At 41.2% G+C, this 18,549-nt stretch carries 16 protein-coding genes; 1 reads left to right on the top strand and 15 read right to left on the bottom strand.

Annotated features, from left to right (window positions below):
• Position 1 precedes the first annotated feature (1 nt).
• The 15 genes from J2S11_RS14990 to rpsF form a co-directional block, all read right to left on the bottom strand.
• On the bottom strand, positions 2–781 hold the full coding sequence (locus tag J2S11_RS14990) for a two-component system regulatory protein YycI (RefSeq protein WP_307395893.1): 780 nt from the start codon (positions 779–781) through the stop codon (positions 2–4).
• Positions 768–2,147: a YycH family regulatory protein gene (locus tag J2S11_RS14985; protein ID WP_307395891.1), complete on the bottom strand. Its 1,380-nt coding sequence runs from the start codon at positions 2,145–2,147 to the stop codon at positions 768–770. Before J2S11_RS14985 ends, J2S11_RS14990 begins: the two co-directional genes overlap by 14 nt.
• Positions 2,144–3,982, bottom strand: coding sequence for a cell wall metabolism sensor histidine kinase WalK (gene walK, locus J2S11_RS14980; RefSeq protein WP_307395889.1), 1,839 nt, complete (start codon positions 3,980–3,982; stop codon positions 2,144–2,146). The genes J2S11_RS14985 and walK overlap by 4 nt, the downstream gene beginning before the upstream one ends.
• On the bottom strand, positions 3,979–4,701 hold the full coding sequence (gene yycF, locus J2S11_RS14975; RefSeq protein ID WP_307395888.1) for a response regulator YycF: 723 nt from the start codon (positions 4,699–4,701) through the stop codon (positions 3,979–3,981). Before yycF ends, walK begins: the two co-directional genes overlap by 4 nt.
• A gap of 225 nt (positions 4,702–4,926) precedes the next feature.
• Positions 4,927–6,522 (bottom strand): peptidoglycan DD-metalloendopeptidase family protein, encoded by a 1,596-nt coding sequence (locus J2S11_RS14970; RefSeq protein WP_307395887.1) that lies wholly within the window; start codon positions 6,520–6,522, stop codon positions 4,927–4,929.
• A gap of 621 nt (positions 6,523–7,143) precedes the next feature.
• On the bottom strand, positions 7,144–8,430 hold the full coding sequence (locus J2S11_RS14965; RefSeq protein ID WP_307395885.1) for an adenylosuccinate synthase: 1,287 nt from the start codon (positions 8,428–8,430) through the stop codon (positions 7,144–7,146).
• A 1,317-nt stretch (positions 8,431–9,747) separates the two neighbouring features.
• The gene (locus J2S11_RS14960) at positions 9,748–10,197 is read right to left on the bottom strand and encodes a GNAT family N-acetyltransferase (RefSeq protein ID WP_307395883.1); all 450 of its coding nucleotides are present in this window, start codon (positions 10,195–10,197) and stop codon (positions 9,748–9,750) included.
• Positions 10,198–10,288: 91 nt separating this feature from the next.
• Positions 10,289–10,885, bottom strand: coding sequence for an RdgB/HAM1 family non-canonical purine NTP pyrophosphatase (rdgB, locus tag J2S11_RS14955; RefSeq protein ID WP_307395881.1), 597 nt, complete (start codon positions 10,883–10,885; stop codon positions 10,289–10,291).
• Positions 10,886–11,080: 195 nt separating this feature from the next.
• Complete coding sequence (gene dnaB, locus J2S11_RS14950; RefSeq protein WP_307395879.1) at positions 11,081–12,436, bottom strand: replicative DNA helicase; 1,356 nt, start codon at positions 12,434–12,436, stop codon at positions 11,081–11,083.
• The gene (rplI, locus tag J2S11_RS14945; RefSeq protein WP_307395877.1) at positions 12,433–12,879 is read right to left on the bottom strand and encodes a 50S ribosomal protein L9; all 447 of its coding nucleotides are present in this window, start codon (positions 12,877–12,879) and stop codon (positions 12,433–12,435) included. The genes dnaB and rplI overlap by 4 nt, the downstream gene beginning before the upstream one ends.
• Entirely contained in the window at positions 12,876–14,855 is a 1,980-nt protein-coding gene (locus J2S11_RS14940; RefSeq protein WP_307395875.1) for a DHH family phosphoesterase, read from the bottom strand. Before J2S11_RS14940 ends, rplI begins: the two co-directional genes overlap by 4 nt.
• 40 nt (positions 14,856–14,895) lie before the next feature.
• On the bottom strand, positions 14,896–15,840 hold the full coding sequence (locus J2S11_RS14935) for a YybS family protein (RefSeq protein ID WP_307395873.1): 945 nt from the start codon (positions 15,838–15,840) through the stop codon (positions 14,896–14,898).
• A gap of 134 nt (positions 15,841–15,974) precedes the next feature.
• Positions 15,975–16,208: a 30S ribosomal protein S18 gene (gene rpsR, locus J2S11_RS14930; protein WP_307395871.1), complete on the bottom strand. Its 234-nt coding sequence runs from the start codon at positions 16,206–16,208 to the stop codon at positions 15,975–15,977.
• Between the two features lie 38 nt (positions 16,209–16,246).
• Entirely contained in the window at positions 16,247–16,747 is a 501-nt protein-coding gene (gene ssb / locus J2S11_RS14925; protein ID WP_307395870.1) for a single-stranded DNA-binding protein, read from the bottom strand.
• A 34-nt stretch (positions 16,748–16,781) separates the two neighbouring features.
• On the bottom strand, positions 16,782–17,069 hold the full coding sequence (gene rpsF / locus J2S11_RS14920) for a 30S ribosomal protein S6 (RefSeq protein ID WP_307395868.1): 288 nt from the start codon (positions 17,067–17,069) through the stop codon (positions 16,782–16,784).
• 552 nt (positions 17,070–17,621) lie between these two features.
• Between rpsF and J2S11_RS14915 the strand changes: the two genes are divergently transcribed.
• The gene (locus tag J2S11_RS14915; protein WP_307395866.1) at positions 17,622–18,515 is read left to right on the top strand and encodes a hypothetical protein; all 894 of its coding nucleotides are present in this window, start codon (positions 17,622–17,624) and stop codon (positions 18,513–18,515) included.
• Positions 18,516–18,549: the final 34 nt, after the last annotated feature.

Raw genomic sequence — 18,549 nt, 5'->3', positions numbered from 1 at the left:
CCTAACGCGTATATTCTGTCTCTATTGCTCCCGTGATCGCATTCACGTAGATCATTCTTACTCTATCGTCTGTTTCAATCATAATTCTCCAAGCTGGCGTAAGCACCTGACCCTCCACCTCATAAACCTGTCCATAATAACCCAAGCGGACATCTACGATCGTAGAAAAGTAAGGAATGGCTTGATTATCTAGTAACGTACGAATACTCGTATAGGAGGAGATTGTAGGCTGCTTCGTCCCCATATTCACCACTTGATAATATGTTTGTTCATAGCCCGTTAGAAAAAGCTCCTCTTCCACTTGATTCACATAAAATTCAATGCCTCCGATAAAAATCGGATGACCCTCCACCTTCTGTAAAAACAAGATCGAATCTCCGGCCCATTGATCTAGCTCGTACTGCTCAAAACGATGTATATATGGCTCCACTAAAGGCCTAATGTCTTGCTCTTGCCCCTCCTCTAGAAGAATAGGGTCATGGAATTGAGAAATGAGCATGTTCTCCTGAAAAAGAAGAGATTGATTCTGCAGATTCTCAAAATCCTCAAACACATTTGTTAAAAACTGAGCGTTAAGCTGAGACAGCTCCGGCTGCTCTGCCTGCAGCTCCGTTTCCAAGCTGATATTACGTAGCGCCAAAAGCTCCTCTACAGAACCTTCGCTTAGCTGGGCCAATTCAAGGGGCCTGGTTTGGATTTTCTCCCACAGCTGATAGCCCAAGAAAGAGTTCAAAACAAGGAAAACGAGAATAAAAATGGACTTCGTTCTACTCCAATTCATTGTTTCCCTCCTCTAGCTCCTCCTGTATTCTACTTAGTGGGTAAAGATCCTCTACTTGACGGATAAAGCTTCTTTGTCCGTTTTTCCACTCTATGATCCATCTTGGACGATAGCTAATGGAATTGTCATTATACGTATAGGCGTACCCCAGAAACATATCTTCCACTTCTTCTAGCGGAATCTCAAGTCTTTCTAGCTCCTCGATCATCTGCAGTCCTGAAGGTAACTCTCGTCTTCGATCATCCATCACACTGTCTAGCTGAAGCAGGGAGCGATAATAGCTGACCACCCTGCCATCCTGTATGTCCAATTGTATCACGTTTTGCTCCTCATCGGGATGATCAGAGAAAACAGGATACTGGTTCATATATCGTCTAAACTCAATCGAAGCTTCATATGCATTTGGGTTATGGTAGTTATATAGATAGTAGCCACGCTCCCAGCCTCGATGCTGATTGACAAACTGGGTAGCTCTTTGGATAAATTGGTTATCTGAAGCGTCACCCTCCCGTTGTGTAATAGCAAGGGGATGTACATAATTCATCGTCAGACCACTGGCTAACTGCAAGCCTCTCGTCCCATCCGTATAAAACACCTCTCCACTTCGATCCTGAATTTGTCTCACTAAAAGCGGATCAACAAACAAGTATGAAATAAGCGTGTCGATTTGAATACGGCGGAAAAAATAATGGTACTCTGTCATTTCCACAGGCTCATCCGTTACATAGATATATTGATCTAATTGATTAGGATCAGGATTGTCATAGAGAAGGATGGCCGTTTGTTCAGGCTTATTTTCTCCCAACGCTAAATACTGCCGAAGCTCAGAGGAATTAATGGATGTATTAGAACGTAAAAACCTTTGCTCATCATAATTAATAAAGAAGGCAAAAACATTATCCATGACAGGGTTAATATATAAAAACATGCTCCCTACGTCCGAGTATTGCGTATCTCCTGTATTCAGCGTGAAGAGCTCACCTAATGTAGATAGTGGAAGATTCGTAGGGAAGGCAAATTCAATGGCCTCATATCTCGTCCGTAAATCATTCCATTGCCTCTGGTTTCCCTCTACCTCACGAAAGCCTGTAAAGCTCCAGTTCTTCATTTGCTGTTTGATCACATTTGTATATTCAACAGAGTCCGGGCTAGAAGCCGTAATGCGTTCATCTCCAAAATAGTACAGGATTTTTTCAGGTTGAATTAAGTCCTGGAGCTCACGACGTTCAGCAATCCCTTCCTGTGTCACATATTCCGTCGGTAGTAGATAATCATAGCGAGGCTGATACGTCCATATCTGCCAGGTTAGGACAATGCTTGAGGCGATAAGCCCTATTAAGAGGACCGTTTTCAATTTTTCTATCATACCTCATCCCCTCTATTCTCCCGTATAATAGGCAGACGAATGAATACCTTCGTCCCTTCGCCAACCACACTATCCAAACGAATGGAACCGTCATGAGCCTCAATTATTTCCTTGGCAATAGCGAGTCCTAATCCTGTTCCTCCCATTTCCCTTGAACGGGCTTTGTCAACACGATAAAAGCGTTTGAAAATATGCTTTAGGTCTGGCTTAGGAATCCCTATGCCGTTATCGGAAATGACGATCTCTATATCACTTTCCTTTAATGAAGCTTCAACCGAAATGACGCCTCCCTGATTGGAGTACTTGATCGAATTGGACATAATATTATCCATCACCTGAACCATCTGATCTGGATCAACAAGGACTAGTGGAAGATCATCAGCTAAATCTAGCTTAACCTCAAGCTCTCGATTAGCAAAAGGAATAGAAAAACGCTCTACAACATCCTTAATTAATAAGTGCATATTTGTTGTCTTCCACTTCAATGGAATCTTTTTCGTATCCATACTGGATAACTGAAGCAAATCATTCACTAATCGAATCATTCGCTCTGTTTCATTTTGAACTACATGAATAAATCGCGGAGCTAGATCCTTGTCCTGTAGTACCCCATCATCTAACGCCTCAAGATAGCTCTTCATCGTTGTCAATGGCGTGCGCAGCTCATGAGAAACGTTTGCTACAAATTCCTTCCGTTCGCCCTCTAGCTTCTCCTGCTGTGTCACGTCCTGTAGCACGATAATAGCTCCTTGTGTACCACCCTCCCAATTGATTTGAGTCGATTTTACCTGGAGAATGATAGGCTGCTCATTCACAGCAACATCAACTAGGAAACGGTAGTCCTGTACCTCATAGATCTTCAGCCACTCCTGATCAGGAAGCTCTAGCACGTCGGCAATAGGTTCACCAACCATTTCCTCTTCTGTTTTCCCTAGCAAAGCCTCAGCCGTCGCATTTGAAAGCATAATTGATCCACGATGATCGATCGCTACAACCCCATCACTCATATGAGATAGGATGGAAGCGATACGATTCCGCTCCTGAGCGTTATCATGTAACGCTTTACTTAGGCGCTCCGACATTTCATTAAACACCTGCGCTAGCTGTCCAATTTCATCCTGACCATATATCTTAACCTTTTTCGAAAAGTCTCCATCTGCCATCGAGCTAGCCTGTACCGTCATATCCTTAATAGGTGATGTGATCGTTTTGGCCAAGGTCACACCTAATGAAACGGTTAATACTAAGGCAATAAGCGTTCCCGTCACTAAGATTCCGTTAATATCCTGAATTGTTTGATAGGTGTCCTCCATCGAAGCCATTAAATAAATCGCACCAACCACTTGATTCCCTAACGTTATTGGCAGGGAAATAATTTTCGTCCGATGTCCATTCTCAGGATTAATACGAATCGTCTCATCTCTAGTCCCCGCTAGAGCCCGCTTGACCTCAAGCTGCGTATTAATCTGCCCAATTATTCGCTGTCGGTCAGTCGAAGCTCCAATAACAACCCCGTTCTGATCTAACACCTGGATATCAATTAGCGGTGTAGAAAAAAAACGATCGATAAAAACATCCATATCCTCACGCTGGAGCGTCCCAGTCTCTTCATCCTGACTCTCATCAAAATAGTTCTGAGCACTGTACGCAAAGAGGCTAGCCTGTTGATCTAGCATCCGTGTAAAGTTATTAACATAGTGCGACTCAAGAGAGTTCATAAAATAAGCGCTAAAAACCTGCATAGCAACTAAAATGAGCAGCACATAGATCATTGTGAATTTCCAATTTATACTATTAAACCATTTTAATTGCCTTAGCGCCTTCATCACTTTCATAGCAGCATTCCATTTCCTTTAGCCGTTGTATCCATCAAGGAATATCCCACACCTCGCCGAGTCAAAATATACTCAGGCTGACTTGGGTCCGTCTCCACCTTCTCTCTTAAGCGCCTAACCGTCACATCAACCGTTCTTACATCTCCGTAATAGTCATAGCCCCAAACAGCCTGTAATAGATGCTCTCTCGTTAGCACATGGCCTAGGTGCTTAGACATGTATAATAAAAGCTCAAACTCCCGATGAGTGAGCTCAACTCTTTGCTCATTTTTATAAACCGTGTACGATTCTGGATGAATGATAATATCTCGAATGCGGATGCCCGTATCCTCCTCCGTATTCGCCTCTTTCTGCTGAACGATTCTACGAAGATTCGCCTTAACACGGGCCATAAGCTCTCTTGTGCTAAAAGGCTTCGTTACGTAATCATCCGCCCCCAGCTCTAGCCCAAGGACCTTATCTACCTCGGAGTCCTTAGCTGTAAGCATAATAATGGGAACGTCCTGCTTCTTTCTAATTTCACGACACGCCTCAAGCCCATCCTTTTTAGGTAGCATAATATCTAACAGAATAAGATCAGGTAGCTCTTCATTTGCTTTGGCGATTGCTTCTTCTCCATCAAAAGCGCAAACCACAGTGTAGCCTTCCTTCTCTAAACTAAATTGTAGAATATCGGCGATAGGGCGTTCGTCATCCACCACTAGAATTTTATAGCTCATCCTCGGACCCCCCTTTTATCTATAGCTCTATTGTATTCCATTCTCTCCAGAAAAAATAGAAAAACCTACTCCATGAAGAATGTTCAACATAAAGTAGGTTGGGTACACGTATAGAAAATATCTATTATAACTAGAATGTGGCTTTAAACTTACTACCTATTGCTTTATATGAAAGAATCATTATGATTCTACGTTTACTAATGTCATTCTCGTGGTATGTGATTATTAACGGCTCACATACTGAGCTGGGTTTAGGTTTCTTCCATTTTTAATAATTTCAAAATGCAAGTGTATACCCGTGGAGTTTCCGGTTGACCCCATAACTCCTAACTTATCGCCTGTTTGGACGACATCTCCTTTTGAAACAGAGATCGATTCTAAATGTCCATATAGCGTTTCATAGCCATTACCATGATCGATAACTACATAATTTCCATAGCCACGATGATAACCAGCTGTCGTTACTTTACCATTGTCAGCAGCTTTAATCGTTTTGTCACGAACACTGCTAATATCAATACCGTTATGCTGCCTGCCCCACCTAGGACCAAAACCACTGGAAACCTTACCACCAACCGCTGGCCAGCTGAACTGTCCTGAGCCTCTGGAAGGCTTAACCTTTGTCCCTACTAAGACAACCTCAGTTTCAGGCTCAATCATCACTTCTGAATCAATCGCCTGACGAGTAATTTCCTTACCGTCTACCTTAACGATCTCATAGACAACGGCCTTCTGACCCTCTGAACCATGAGTTACCGTACGTCTTTCACCTTTATATAGCTCGTCCGTTTGCTGGTAGTCCGTTGTGAAAGGAATTTTCTCCACTTTCTTAACCTGCTCTACCGTTTCTACGGAAATAAAGGCCTTGCTCCCTGTAATCACAACCTCTTGACCAATTTGAAGTAATTGATCCGCTTGTAGTTCAGGGTTTAACGCTAAAAGCTCACTTGTCGTCATGTCATGCTTTTGAGCAATGCTTCCTAGCACATCACCAGACTGAACCTCATAAATCTGTTCTTCAACACTTGTTCCGTGGAAAATCTCACTTAGCTGTTCAGCATTCATGACATCCTCAGGGTTAACAACTGTTTCATGCACGCCAATTTGCTGCTGAACATTCGCTTTCGTCATATGCAGCTTATCGAAATCTAAAGCACTGATATCTAAAGCCTTTCCATTAACAGCCGTATTTTCTGACTCATCAGGATCGATTTGACCATCATTAGCTAGAGTCGCGACGGCAAAGCTAGCATTTCTATCTTCTCTAAATCCTTCACTTTGCATCGTAGCCAAAAATTCTTCTGAAACATATTCGCTTTTCATTTCGTCTAGTAATGTATAGACGCTTTCTTCGTTTGGAATATATCCGATGAATTCACCATCGACCTCCAAACGGATAGCCGTAGCTCGTATTTCAAAAAGCCCTTCAAGCTCTTCTAAAGTAGCTTGATTGTCAAAAGACGGCTTGTATAATTCTTCTTCCTCAAAAGCAACCTTGTGATTGGTTTGGAAGGTAATATCTTCATAATCCGCCGTTACAGCTTCTATTTTATTGTCGATCCATTGATTAACGATGTCAGGGTTATCGACCGTACCAATCTGTTGATTTTGGAAATACACGTGATAGATCGGTTGAACCTGAGATTGATAGTATGTATAGCCTACCGCACTCACTGTAAATAAGACACCTGCTGAAATACCTGAAATAATAATGTGTTTCTTGTATTGCGAAATAGTACGTTTACCATGCTCGATTCCCTGGGTTATTCTAGCTTTCATCCACATTGAAGCTTTTTTGAGCTTGTCTTGGAATGTCGACATGATAACCTCCTTTCAAAAACCCATGAACATTTGAAAAATGAACGCTTAGTCATTTTCGATCTAGTTAGCTGCTAGTTTCATAGATTTTGCTTTAGTTGTCTGGCTATGTGGCTCCGTCTTTCCTTCGCCGGTCTTGCTTAAAACTATATTTCGTAAGATCATTCGATGTTTATGTTCGTCTTGTTGTGTCCATTTTTTGACACTCTATAGGAAATCCTAAGTCTTATGACCTACTCATAATGCTATGTATATAGTTCTATAGCTTTTCTTTAATTTGACAAAAATCTGTGCCTACTTCTACAAACTACCCTATCACTTTATCATAGAATGGCTTTTTTAGACAAGGCTTTTTCGTACAATTTACAGCAAAACACTAGTATTTCTGGATATTAAACATAGAAGAATAGGCAACTAAAAATGAATGTTACGAAATATAAACCGCTTACATACATATCCTATTTAGGATTGCAAAAAAACCACACACTGAAAAAGTGCATGGCTTCTCCTTGTGAACACAATGTGAACGTATAGCCAAATCAACATAAATCAGCCTAAATACGATAAGAACACACGGCGAACACAGCTATTTTTTCATCAAAATTTTCATTATAAAAGCTCGATTTAAGCATAAACTCCACGAACTAGGTTCGTCTGCTGACGGTCTGGACCTACAGAAAAGATGGTTAATGGAATTCCTGTAAGCTGAGAAATTCTTTCTATATAATGACGCGCATTTACTGGTAAATCATCAAGAGAACGACACTGTGTAATATCCTCTGTCCATCCAGGAAGCTCCTCATACACAGGCTTACACTCCGCTAGAACCTTTAGACTAGCAGGGAAAGCGTCTATAACCTCTCCTTTATACTCATACGCTGTACAGATCCTTAGCGTATCTATGCCTGTTAGCACATCTATAGAATTCAAGGATAGATCCGTAATTCCACTTACACGTCTTGCGTGACGTACCACCACGCTATCAAACCAGCCTACACGTCTAGCTCTTCCCGTCGTCGTCCCGTACTCCTTCCCTACCTCTCGGATCTGATGAGCGATTTCACCATCAAGCTCCGTTGGGAAAGGACCGTCGCCGACACGAGTCGTATACGCTTTAGCTACACCGACAACATGCCCAATTTTTGTCGGACCTACTCCAGACCCGATACACACTCCACCAGCAATAGGGTTTGAAGACGTAACAAACGGATACGTTCCTTGGTCGATATCAAGCATGACTCCCTGAGCCCCTTCAAACAACACGCGTTGACCACCGTCTAAGGCGTCGTTTAACACCACAGACGTATCTGTCACATAAGGGCGAATTTGATCCGCTAATTTGACATATTCGTCATAAATCTCCTCAAATTTAAGGCCTTCTTCATTATATACCTTCTCTAATAAACGATTTTTCTCCGCTAGATTTCTTTCTAACTTCGCTTTAAATTCCTCTGGGTCTAACAGATCAGCAATACGGATTCCCGTTCTTGCCGCTTTATCCATATACGCCGGCCCAATCCCTTTACCAGTCGTTCCAATTTTATCGTCACCCTTGCTCTTCTCCTCAGCAAGATCTAACCTTATATGATAGGGTAAAATCACATGCGCACGGCTGCTAATTCGCAAATGTTCCGTTGAAAAGCCCTGATCATGAATATACTGAATTTCCTCAATTAAAGCCTTTGGATTAATAACCATTCCATTACCGATAACACAAATCTTATCCTGATAAAAAATACCGGAGGGAATCAGATGGAGCTTATACTTTTTACCTTCAAAAATAATCGTATGTCCCGCATTGTTTCCACCCTGATAGCGTGCAATAACCTCCGCTTTCTCAGATAGAAAGTCTGTGATTTTTCCTTTTCCTTCATCTCCCCACTGTGTTCCTACCACAACAACACCTGCCATGGGAGACACCTCCATTCAGCTTTATGTAATCTGTAATCCTTTTTAAGTGTAACAAACCTCCCACAGAAACTCAACAGGATATCCGAACATTTAACACTTTATTAAACATATCGTTCGTGTATTTGTTAGGATTTCTCCTAAACCTATGGCATGTTATCGTGCTCAATTTATTTTATTAGTATTCATTCCGAGTGTGCCACTTTATCCATAGATATAATGAACTAATTTAAATCATCAAATAAGACAATTTCAGATTTTATGCTTATTGACAGCCTCTATTCTCATAAAGTAAGATACAGCAAAGAAATAGAAGAGTTTATATTTACCAATTACCTTAAAATTTGCTAGAAATAATTTGATCGCTTACTTAGCTACTTTCATTCAGATAAACGGTAGCTTACCAAAGGATACAATCAAGCTCCAATTTGCCATACCAAGCCATTTTTATTTTTCTCCACCCAATGAAAGAATAATGAATATTGCTGGTTGGAAGTTCTTGGGTAGAAACATAGCCGAAGAAATGGAATTTGAAATATCTACCCTTTCAGCAAAGTCCTTTGATCTATTCTTAAAATCAGAGGAGTATATAAGCTCAGAACCACCACAAATCCATCTTTTTATAGACTTACATACAGATCCAATCATTTTGCCTAAAAAACATTTCTTTAAATCGTTCGCTTCAGATAATTAATAGTATCAACTCAACTTTCGCAGGGTCAAATTGGTAATAGGCCCCTTATATGATGAAGGTAGGACAGCTATTCAGTACAGTAATGGACCTGTCATTCACTTTCTGCTACGGCCTTTTGCCTGAGTATGAACACGAACACATCATAAGGGGGCTTCAGTAAACGGCATCAGTGAATGACTTCAGTAAGTGACTTCAGTAAGTGACTAGTGTTAACTTTTTTGTTTTCGATGTAAAACGTGCTGTATGGTTTTCTCTAACGGACAAAATTGCATCTTAGAAGTCTTTTTTGGACCGTTGAAAATTCTAACGGACAAATCTGCACCTTAGCCGTGAAAATGAGGCCAAAACTGAGGGATTCCCATTCTAAGGGTCGAAAATGTCCGTTACAGATTAATTCAGGTAAAATGACGCTCTAAGGGTCAATTTTGTCCGTTACAGCTGAGAGACAGGCAAAATAAACAGTAGCAACTAATGTGATGCCCATTTTAGGGATAAAAAAGATAGGATCATAGGCAAAGCCATTGCTCCTCATTTCCTCTTATTAGATTAATCTATACTGTTATTTCAATCTAACAAATAAAAGCCCTCTCATAGTAGTGAGGGCTCTGATAAACGAGACTTTACCTTTATAAAACCTTAGTCATCTTAACAATTTCTTGTTGATATCCTAGTTTCTCATATAACTTTATAGCTCTTTCATTTTTTTGAAAGACATCTAATACTAAAACCTGTATCCCTTTTTCTGCAGTCCATTCCTCTGCTTTTTGCATTAATTTTTTACCAATCCCCTTGCCTTCCCCTTGGGGCAGAACAGCAATCGCAGATACATAGCCCTGCTTTTCTCCCGTAAAATAATCGGTCTGCTCAGTCAGCTCAATATACCCTATAAATTCTCCATCCTCTTCAGCTACGAAGATATTTGAACAATTCCTTTCAACAGCTTCCTTTGCCAAATCCATTTGTTTTTTATTCATTTTTTCTTGATCTCTATAGCTCATAAATTCTAAATCACTAAATCTTGCTGCCAGCTGAAGTATCTGGTTCTTATCCACATCTTTGTAACCCCTAATTATCATAACTTTTCCCCTCTGATGTATTTAATACGCTTAGCCCACTTTATTTATTAACCCTTACCCTTACACACTTTTACAAATTAGATCTTCCCTATCATAACCGATCAAGCAAGGTTTCCTTCAGTTTTTCTAAAGCCAGAGCTCTATGGCTAATTTGATTTTTCGTTTCATTTGAAGCCTCTGCTAACGTGATACCCCTTTGAGGCAGATAAAAGATAGGGTCATAGCCAAAGCCGTTACTTCCCTTTTCCTCATGCTGGATTAATCCTTCTAGCTTTCCTTCCGCCAAAAGCACTGACTCCCCTGGAAAGGCTAGGCATATCACCGATTTGAAATGTGCTGTTCTCTTTTCTTCAGGAACACCCTCCAGCTCAGCTAAAAGCTTAAGATTCCCTTGATGTGAATCTCCACCAGCATAACGCTTTGAATAGACACCCGGTCTCCCATCTAGTGCGTCTACAAACAGACCACTGTCATCCGCTAATACAGGCTTACCTACGATCTCCATAATCTCAGTCGCTTTTTTTTCTGCATTGCCCTCCAAGGTATCTCGATCCTCAACGACATCAATATCCAGATTAATATCATCCAAACTAAGCGCCTTAATACCGATTGGCTCTAGAATTTTCTTTATTTCTTTTATCTTCCCAGCGTTATTCGTTGCTACAATAATCTCCATATTAGAACTCACCCCTTTAACTCCTTCCTACTGCCCATACCTCTTCATGCTCAACTCATTCAGTACTACTTTGCCATTCTAAATTTAGAAAAAGAGACCCGGATATATCTTCCTTCCCAAGTCCCTTCCCCTTACATCTTTTCTTCTTCTTCTACTTCTTTTTTACTTCTCTATTACTACCGTAAGCTTACGATTTCACATATAACACTATGCCCCAGGAGGTGCCTGCGGCTCATCCTGACGACTCAGATTCACAAACTTATTATATTCCTTCAAAAACGCCAGCTCGACCTTACCAACCGGACCATTACGCTGCTTAGCGATTATGATCTCAATTACGTTCTTGTTCTCACTTTCCTGATCATAGTAATCATCACGGTATAAAAAGGCCACAATATCCGCATCCTGCTCGATTGATCCCGATTCCCTCAAATCAGAAAGCATTGGACGTTTATCCTGCCTTTGCTCCACCGCACGGCTGAGCTGAGATAGAGCAATCACTGTACAATCCAGCTCCCTGGCGATCGTCTTTAACGTTCGAGAGATCATGGAAATTTCCTGCTGCCTGTTTTCCTTCCCCGAGCCATGAATAAGCTGTAGGTAGTCGATCAGGATCATCCCCAAGCCATGCTCAGCCTTCAAGCGACGACACTTCGAACGAATCTGTCCAACCGTAATACCGGGAGTATCATCAATATAGATGCTGGCCTTGGAAAGCGTAGCAATCGCCATCGTTAGCTTCTCCCAATCCTCTTCCTTAAACGTCCCCGTTCTCATCCGGTTTGCGTCGATGTTTCCTTCCGCACAAAGCATACGCTGTACCAGCTGAGACGCTGACATCTCAAGGGAGAATATAGCTACTGTTTCATTCGCCCGAGCCGCCACATTCTGAGCAACATTTAAAGCAAACGCCGTTTTTCCTACAGACGGTCTTGCGGCTAGGATAAACAAATCGGAGCGCTGGAACCCAGATGTCATCTTATCCAAATCGCGATATCCCGTAGCCATTCCCGTCAAGTCACTAGATGAGTTGTGCAGTGTTTCAATTCGCTCATACGTCTCTAGCAATACATCTTTAATCGCTACAAAGCCATCATTTGTCCGGCTTCCCGACAAATCCATGATACTTCTTTCAGCCTGAGACAGGACCTCTTCCACTTCATCCTGAGTGGAATACCCGCTGCTGACGATCTGAGTAGCCACTTTGATCAGACGGCGAAGCAGAGCTTTTTCCTGCACCATTTTCGCATAATACGCCACGTTAGCTGCCGTTGGAACGGAATTCGCTACATCACTTAAGTAGCTTACTCCCCCCACGTCCTCAAGCCACTTGCGATCCTGCAGCTCTGACGTGACTGTAATCAAATCTACAGGCTGACCAGCTTCAGCTAGCTCCTGCATGATTTCAAAGATACGCTGATGTGTCGTCCGATAAAAATCCTCAGCTTGAATGAACTCTACGGCGCTGATTAAAGCATCAGGCTCTAAAAATACTGCTCCAATCACAGCCTGTTCAGCCTCTATATTATGAGGGGGAGTCCGATCTAGGAATAAGTCACTCATTTCTCTTCAACCACATGAACATGAAGCGTTGCCGTAACTTCCGCATGCAGCTTCAAAGGAACCTGAGTGACACCTAACGAGCGGATCGGCTCATCAAGCTGAATCTTCCTTTTATCCACCTTATACTTCTTCTTCGTCAAAGCCTCAGCAATTTGCTTGCTCGTTACCGCACCGAACAATCGTCCACCTTCTCCAGCCTTCGCCTTGATCGAAATCTTCTCCTGTTCTAGCTTCGCTGCTAGAGCCTTCGCTGCATCGACTTCTTGCTGAGCCTTCTTTTCCTTACTTTTCTCCTGTGCGGAATGAGTCTTCATATTTCCTTGGTTTGCTTCAATCGCTAGCTTTCGAGGAAACAGATAGTTACGTGCATGCCCCTCTGATACATCCTTGATTTCACCCTTTTTCCCAATTCCTTTTACATCCTGCTGTAAAATAACCTTCATCCTTCCTCTCTCCCTTCTATATGTTCATCAATCACTGACTTCACTTGCTCAAGAGCTTCTTCAACATTCGTATCCTCAAGCTGAGTGGCCGCATTCGTCAAATGACCGCCGCCCCCCATTTTTTCCATGATGACCTGCACATTTAAATCACCTAAGGAACGCGCACTGATCGTAACCACACCATCAGCCCTCTGACTCAGCACAAACGAAGCGACTACTCGGTTCATTTTCAACAGTGTATCTGCCGCCTGAGCAATGAGCACCTGCCCATATTTCTCACTCATTTCAGCAACAGATATGGCAATGTTCCCTCGGTAGAGCTCCGCATCCTCCACCATTTTCGCTCGAAGGACAAACTGCTCCTTATCCTCCTTTAACAGCTTTTGAATCAGACCCGTGTCTGCTCCATGATGTCTTAAATAAGACGCTGCTTCAAACGTTCTCGAGCCAGTACGGAAAGCAAAGTGATTCGTATCTACCACAATTCCGGCTAGCATAGCTGTCGCTTCAAGAGGATGCATCTGAATTCGACTGCTCTGATATTCCAAAAGCTCTGTAACAAGCTCACTCGTAGACGACGCATAAGGCTCGATATAGACCAGCAACGGATCAGGAATAAATTCTTCTCCTCTGCGGTGATGATCGATTACCACTCTTCTTGGGATCTGATCGATCAGCTTGCTCTCAAGCGCAAGAGATGGCTTATGCATATCCACCATCACAAGCAAGCTTTCCTCTGTCTTTAATTCTAACGCTTTCGCCGGCGAAATAAAATGCTTGGCAATATCTTCATCCTGCTTGATTTCCTCTAACAGCCTCGTGATGCCCGGTGCAGGCTGTGATAAATCCAAAACGATAAACCCTTGCTTCTCATTCACCTCTACTGCCTTAAGCACACCGAGCGCTGATCCAACTGAGTCCATGTCTGGTCCTTTATGCCCCATCACAAAGACATAATCACTTTCCTTTATCAAATCCTTAAGCGCGTGCGAGATGACCCTTGCCCTTACTCGTGTCCGTTTTTCCACTGCATTGGATTTTCCACCGTAAAAAGTAACCTTTCCAGTGCCTCGCTTGACCGCGGCCTGATCACCACCACGTCCCAAGGCGATATCTAGGCTGGATTGAGCTAGCTGACCATTTTGGACGAAATCATCTGCTCCAGAGCCTACTCCGATACTAAGAGTAATAGGAACCCGATTATTACTAGTTTTCTCTCTGACCGTATCTAGAATATCAAATCGACCTTCCTCAAGCCTTTTTAGCGTTTGCTCCGTCAACACACCAAAAAACTTATCCGAAGACGTTCTCCGTAAATAAATCCCTACATCCTTCGCCCACTGATCGATCATCTTCGTCACTTCACTCAATAGGAGAGCCCTTCTCTGCTCATCCAAGCTCTGGCTTACTTCATCAATATTATCGACATGAACCTGAATGAACACAACCTGCTCCTGCTTATACTTTACCTGAAGCTGCTGAAATTCCGTTTGATCAAACAAATGAATTTTGCGCTCCTCTGGTTCATGGATAAACGCAAACGTGACATCCTCAAAGCGAAAAGTGCCTCTTAGCTCCGCTTGATCTAGCACAGCCTCTAGCTTAGGAATCATTTCCACTAAATGTCGCCCAATAATCGATTCCTCTTCAGCCAACAGCTCCGTGATATACTTGTTGCTCCAGACAAGCTTTCGTTCCTCATCGTATAGGATAATTCCCATCGGTAAGTCACTAACAATATCCTCTCCGACCTTCTTTACTCGATACGTCAGCGTCGCTATATATTCCTCTAAAGCAAGCTCCGCCTTCTTCTCCGACCGAAGCCATTGAAAAACCACACCTGCTAGCAACAGGAAGGCAGATAGACCGATGATCCATTCCACATACCATGACACGGCCAACGCAAGAAGAACAGCGATCAGCGTCAAAGCGAAGAATAATCTTCGCCGCGTTTGATTCGCTAGGAAACCTGGCATATTCTCAGCTCCCTAATTCGTATTGGTTTTTCTTTCATGCTTACTTTTCCTTTGATTGAAGCCTTTTTCTAATTCCTAATCCCAATTCAAATATTCCAATCATACGAATGACCAGCGTAGCAAAGCTTGCTAAAAAGACGGTCAAAACAACTGCAATAATTGGCAGTGTCTTCCCCCATTTTTTATGATGAGAATAATAAGCGATAACGGCTAAGCCCTGGATATATAATAAAATCTCTAAAATGGGATGGATATTCACAACAATCATATAGATCGCACTGCCCTGCTGAGCCATATTGAAAATAAACACAAGCAAGGAAAGCAAATAATAAAATAGTAGAGATTTCGGGAACGACCACTCTCTAAATGGAGGGAGCCCTTCAATAGCATGCCCTAAGCGCTTCAAGATAGGACGACTTATCAAATGATTTAAACTAGCTAAAAGCAAGGAGGATAAAATCATAATAGCAGGAAACATATCTGCTACCATTCCAATACTTTCTCTGTACGCCTCAAGCTGTGTTTCATTTAAAGGAAGCTGTAAAAAATGGCTGGCCTCCTCCGTTGTATTCACCATATCCGTTACGTACTGCTGCAAAACCTGCACCATATTAATATCAAATAGAACCAAGCTTAAAAGCAGGATAAGCAAATAATTTGCTAAATACGTGAGGGCCCCACCGATAATCGGAGAAAATCTCCCCTTCTTATGAGCATAAAAGTAACCCATCACTCCACCGACAGTTAGAGCCATAATCGTTATAATAACAGCCGGGGCAAGTAAAATAAGTGTGACGATAGAAGCAACGACACCAACGATAAGAGTAGACTTCCAGCCATAGCGCATCATATGTATCATAAATGGAAGGGGCATAAACAATAGAACAATCAAATTAATCAATGGCACAAAAAGCATAATGAATAACAGGACGATAAAAACACCTGTCATTATCGCTCCATGTGTTAGGGCACTAATATTTCTCATTTCCAGAGCTTCACTCCAATCATGTTACATGTAGATAATTATATAAAAACCGCGGGTATAAAGCAAAGCTTCTGTTTATAAAAACAGGGTGAACCCTAAGGTCCACCCTGTCAATGTTACGCTTCTATGAAAAACTATTCTTGCGTGTATGGCATTAATGCCATTTGGCGAGAACGTTTAATTGCAATTGTAAGCTTACGTTGGTATTTAGCTGCAGTTCCAGTTACACGACGAGGTAAAATTTTACCACGCTCACTGATGAACTTTTTCAGTAAATCCGTATCTTTATAGTCAATTTTAGTGATCTTGTTCGCTGTAAAGTAACAAACCTTACGGCGCTTACCACCACGACCTGGTTTTCTAGCCATCGTATTCCCTCCTTTACGACCTTGTAGGTATAAATGATTTAGAACGGTAAATCGTCATCCGATATGTCAATGGGTTTGCCGTCACTGGCAAAGGGATCATCGTTAAAATTAGATTTCTGTCCTTGACTCTGGTATTGACCTTGTCCTTGCTGCTGATAATTCCCCTGCTGGTCATTACCCTGATAGTCATTCCCGTAATTACCCTGATTACCTTGTCCTTGTGTAGACTCCAAAAAGCGCACATTATCTGCTACAATCTCAGATACATAAACCTTGCGACCCTCGTTATTTTCGTAGTTACGAATCTGCAAACGTCCCTCAGCAGCCGTTAAACGACCCTTCTTTAGGTAGTTGGCACACGTCTCTGCTAAACCACGCCAAGTCACAATGTTAATAAAATCTGCTTCTCTTTGCCCCTGCTGATTCGTATAAGGACGATCAACAGCCAAAGTAAACGTGGTTACAGCCACACCATTTGGAGTGTAACGCAACTCAGGATCACGAGTAAGACGACCAATCAAGACAACTCGATTTAACATGAGCTTCTCCCTCCCATTTCCATGCTAATGAAATCTATTCGTCTTCTTTTACAACGATAAAACGCATGATATCTTCGTTGATGTTAAATAGACGCTCTAGCTCATCCACTACTGCAGGATTTGCATTGATGTTCATCAATACATAGTAACCCTCACGATAGTCATTGATTTCATAAGCTAAACGACGTTTGCCCTTATCATCCAATTTTTCAACTTCGCCACCGTTATCTGTTACCACAGTTTGGTAACGTTCAACTGTTGCTTTTGTTGCTTCCTCTTCAAGGTCTGGGCGTACGATATACATTACTTCGTACTTACGCATAGTATGACACCTCCTTCTGGACTTTGCGGTTCCCGTAGGAACAAGGAGCGAGTAAATGTACATAAACAAATACTACATTGCTCTCACATCTAGTCATTATACCAAACACGTACCTATTACACAAGAATTATCTTAATACATACCGTTGATATATAGCCTTCTTCTGACCACTGTATACTTTCTCCAACTTTTCTCTTCATTAAATACCTGCACAATATCTAGAAAATATAAAAGTTATTGATACTGAGAATTTATCTAATCTCTTTTACTTTTGAAGCTCCTTTAGTAAATTATTATCCCTTGATTTACACCAGGGCAAATATATTATTAAATCTATGAATCATTACTATAGATATATTAATTTCCAATTTTTATTGAAATAAATCCATCTACTAGTTCTTTTGTATTAATTATTAAATATGGGAAGGAATTGTTATTTATATATAGAAGTAGTCATTAATCTAGTAGTTATACTAGAAAATAAAAATTTGGGAGGAATTAGGTAAGAAGAAGTCGATTTATATTTTTATAGGTGTATTATTAATTTCGGTAATGTTTAGTAATAATTCTTACGCTTCAACAGTTGATAGCATTAGTAGTCAATATAATCTAACTGCTGGTAAAGTTGATCTAAGTCTGTTAGATCCAGAACTTCAATTAATGCTATCAGAACGTTATAAAGAAGTCGACGATTACTTTTTATTAATCGAAGAAAAAGAAATGATGTACGATGAAATTCTATCTACTTTATCAACAAACAAACTAAATATGGAAGAAAATCATATGCTTTATATAGAAGCGAGCACTTTAAAATCTGAAATATTAGATTTAAAGAATAATATGGAAGAAAATATTGGGCTTATAGAAATTGAACATTTTGGAGATATTGGATCTAATGAAGACTTATCTATAGCTTCAGTTTCAAGCGATGTTGACATTACAGTCAATCTATATTATGACCAAACAACTGGCCAATATGTTTTAAGTGGGGGCTGGGAATGGAAAAATAGAAATTGGTTTAGTGACTGTGGTTGGGGTGCCTGCGGGGGATATAACGGATTTGCCCTTCAGATTCTTAATCGTGATATAGCTATTTTTGATGAAACTCTCTATACTTATTCAGGTTTAAGAGAACAATTCGTTAGAACTAATACTATGGAAAAAGAATATTCTTCCTATGGATTAGGAATGAGATTCCAAGATAACCAAATAGTTAGAAATTGGGAATATGAATATGATTCTCATAGAGGACAGGGACGAATTTGGTTTGAATTTTCTGATGGTACTCCAACGGGTACAATTGTTTCTTATAAAGCAGGCTATGCCCATACTTGGAATAGTACAGAAGTGTCAAGCATAACCATTTCTGCAACTGGAATTTCTTTTTCTTTTTCTACCACAGAGAATAGATGGTCTGATGAAAGAAATGGGAATTTTCGGTTTTAAAAAAAGAATACTTAGAGAATCTAAACTCTTACAA

This window comes from Bacillus horti, assembly GCF_030813115.1.
GTDB classification, from domain to species: domain Bacteria; phylum Bacillota; class Bacilli; order Caldalkalibacillales; family JCM-10596; genus Bacillus_CH; species Bacillus_CH horti.
This window is presented reverse-complemented; position numbering and strand designations above follow the sequence as displayed.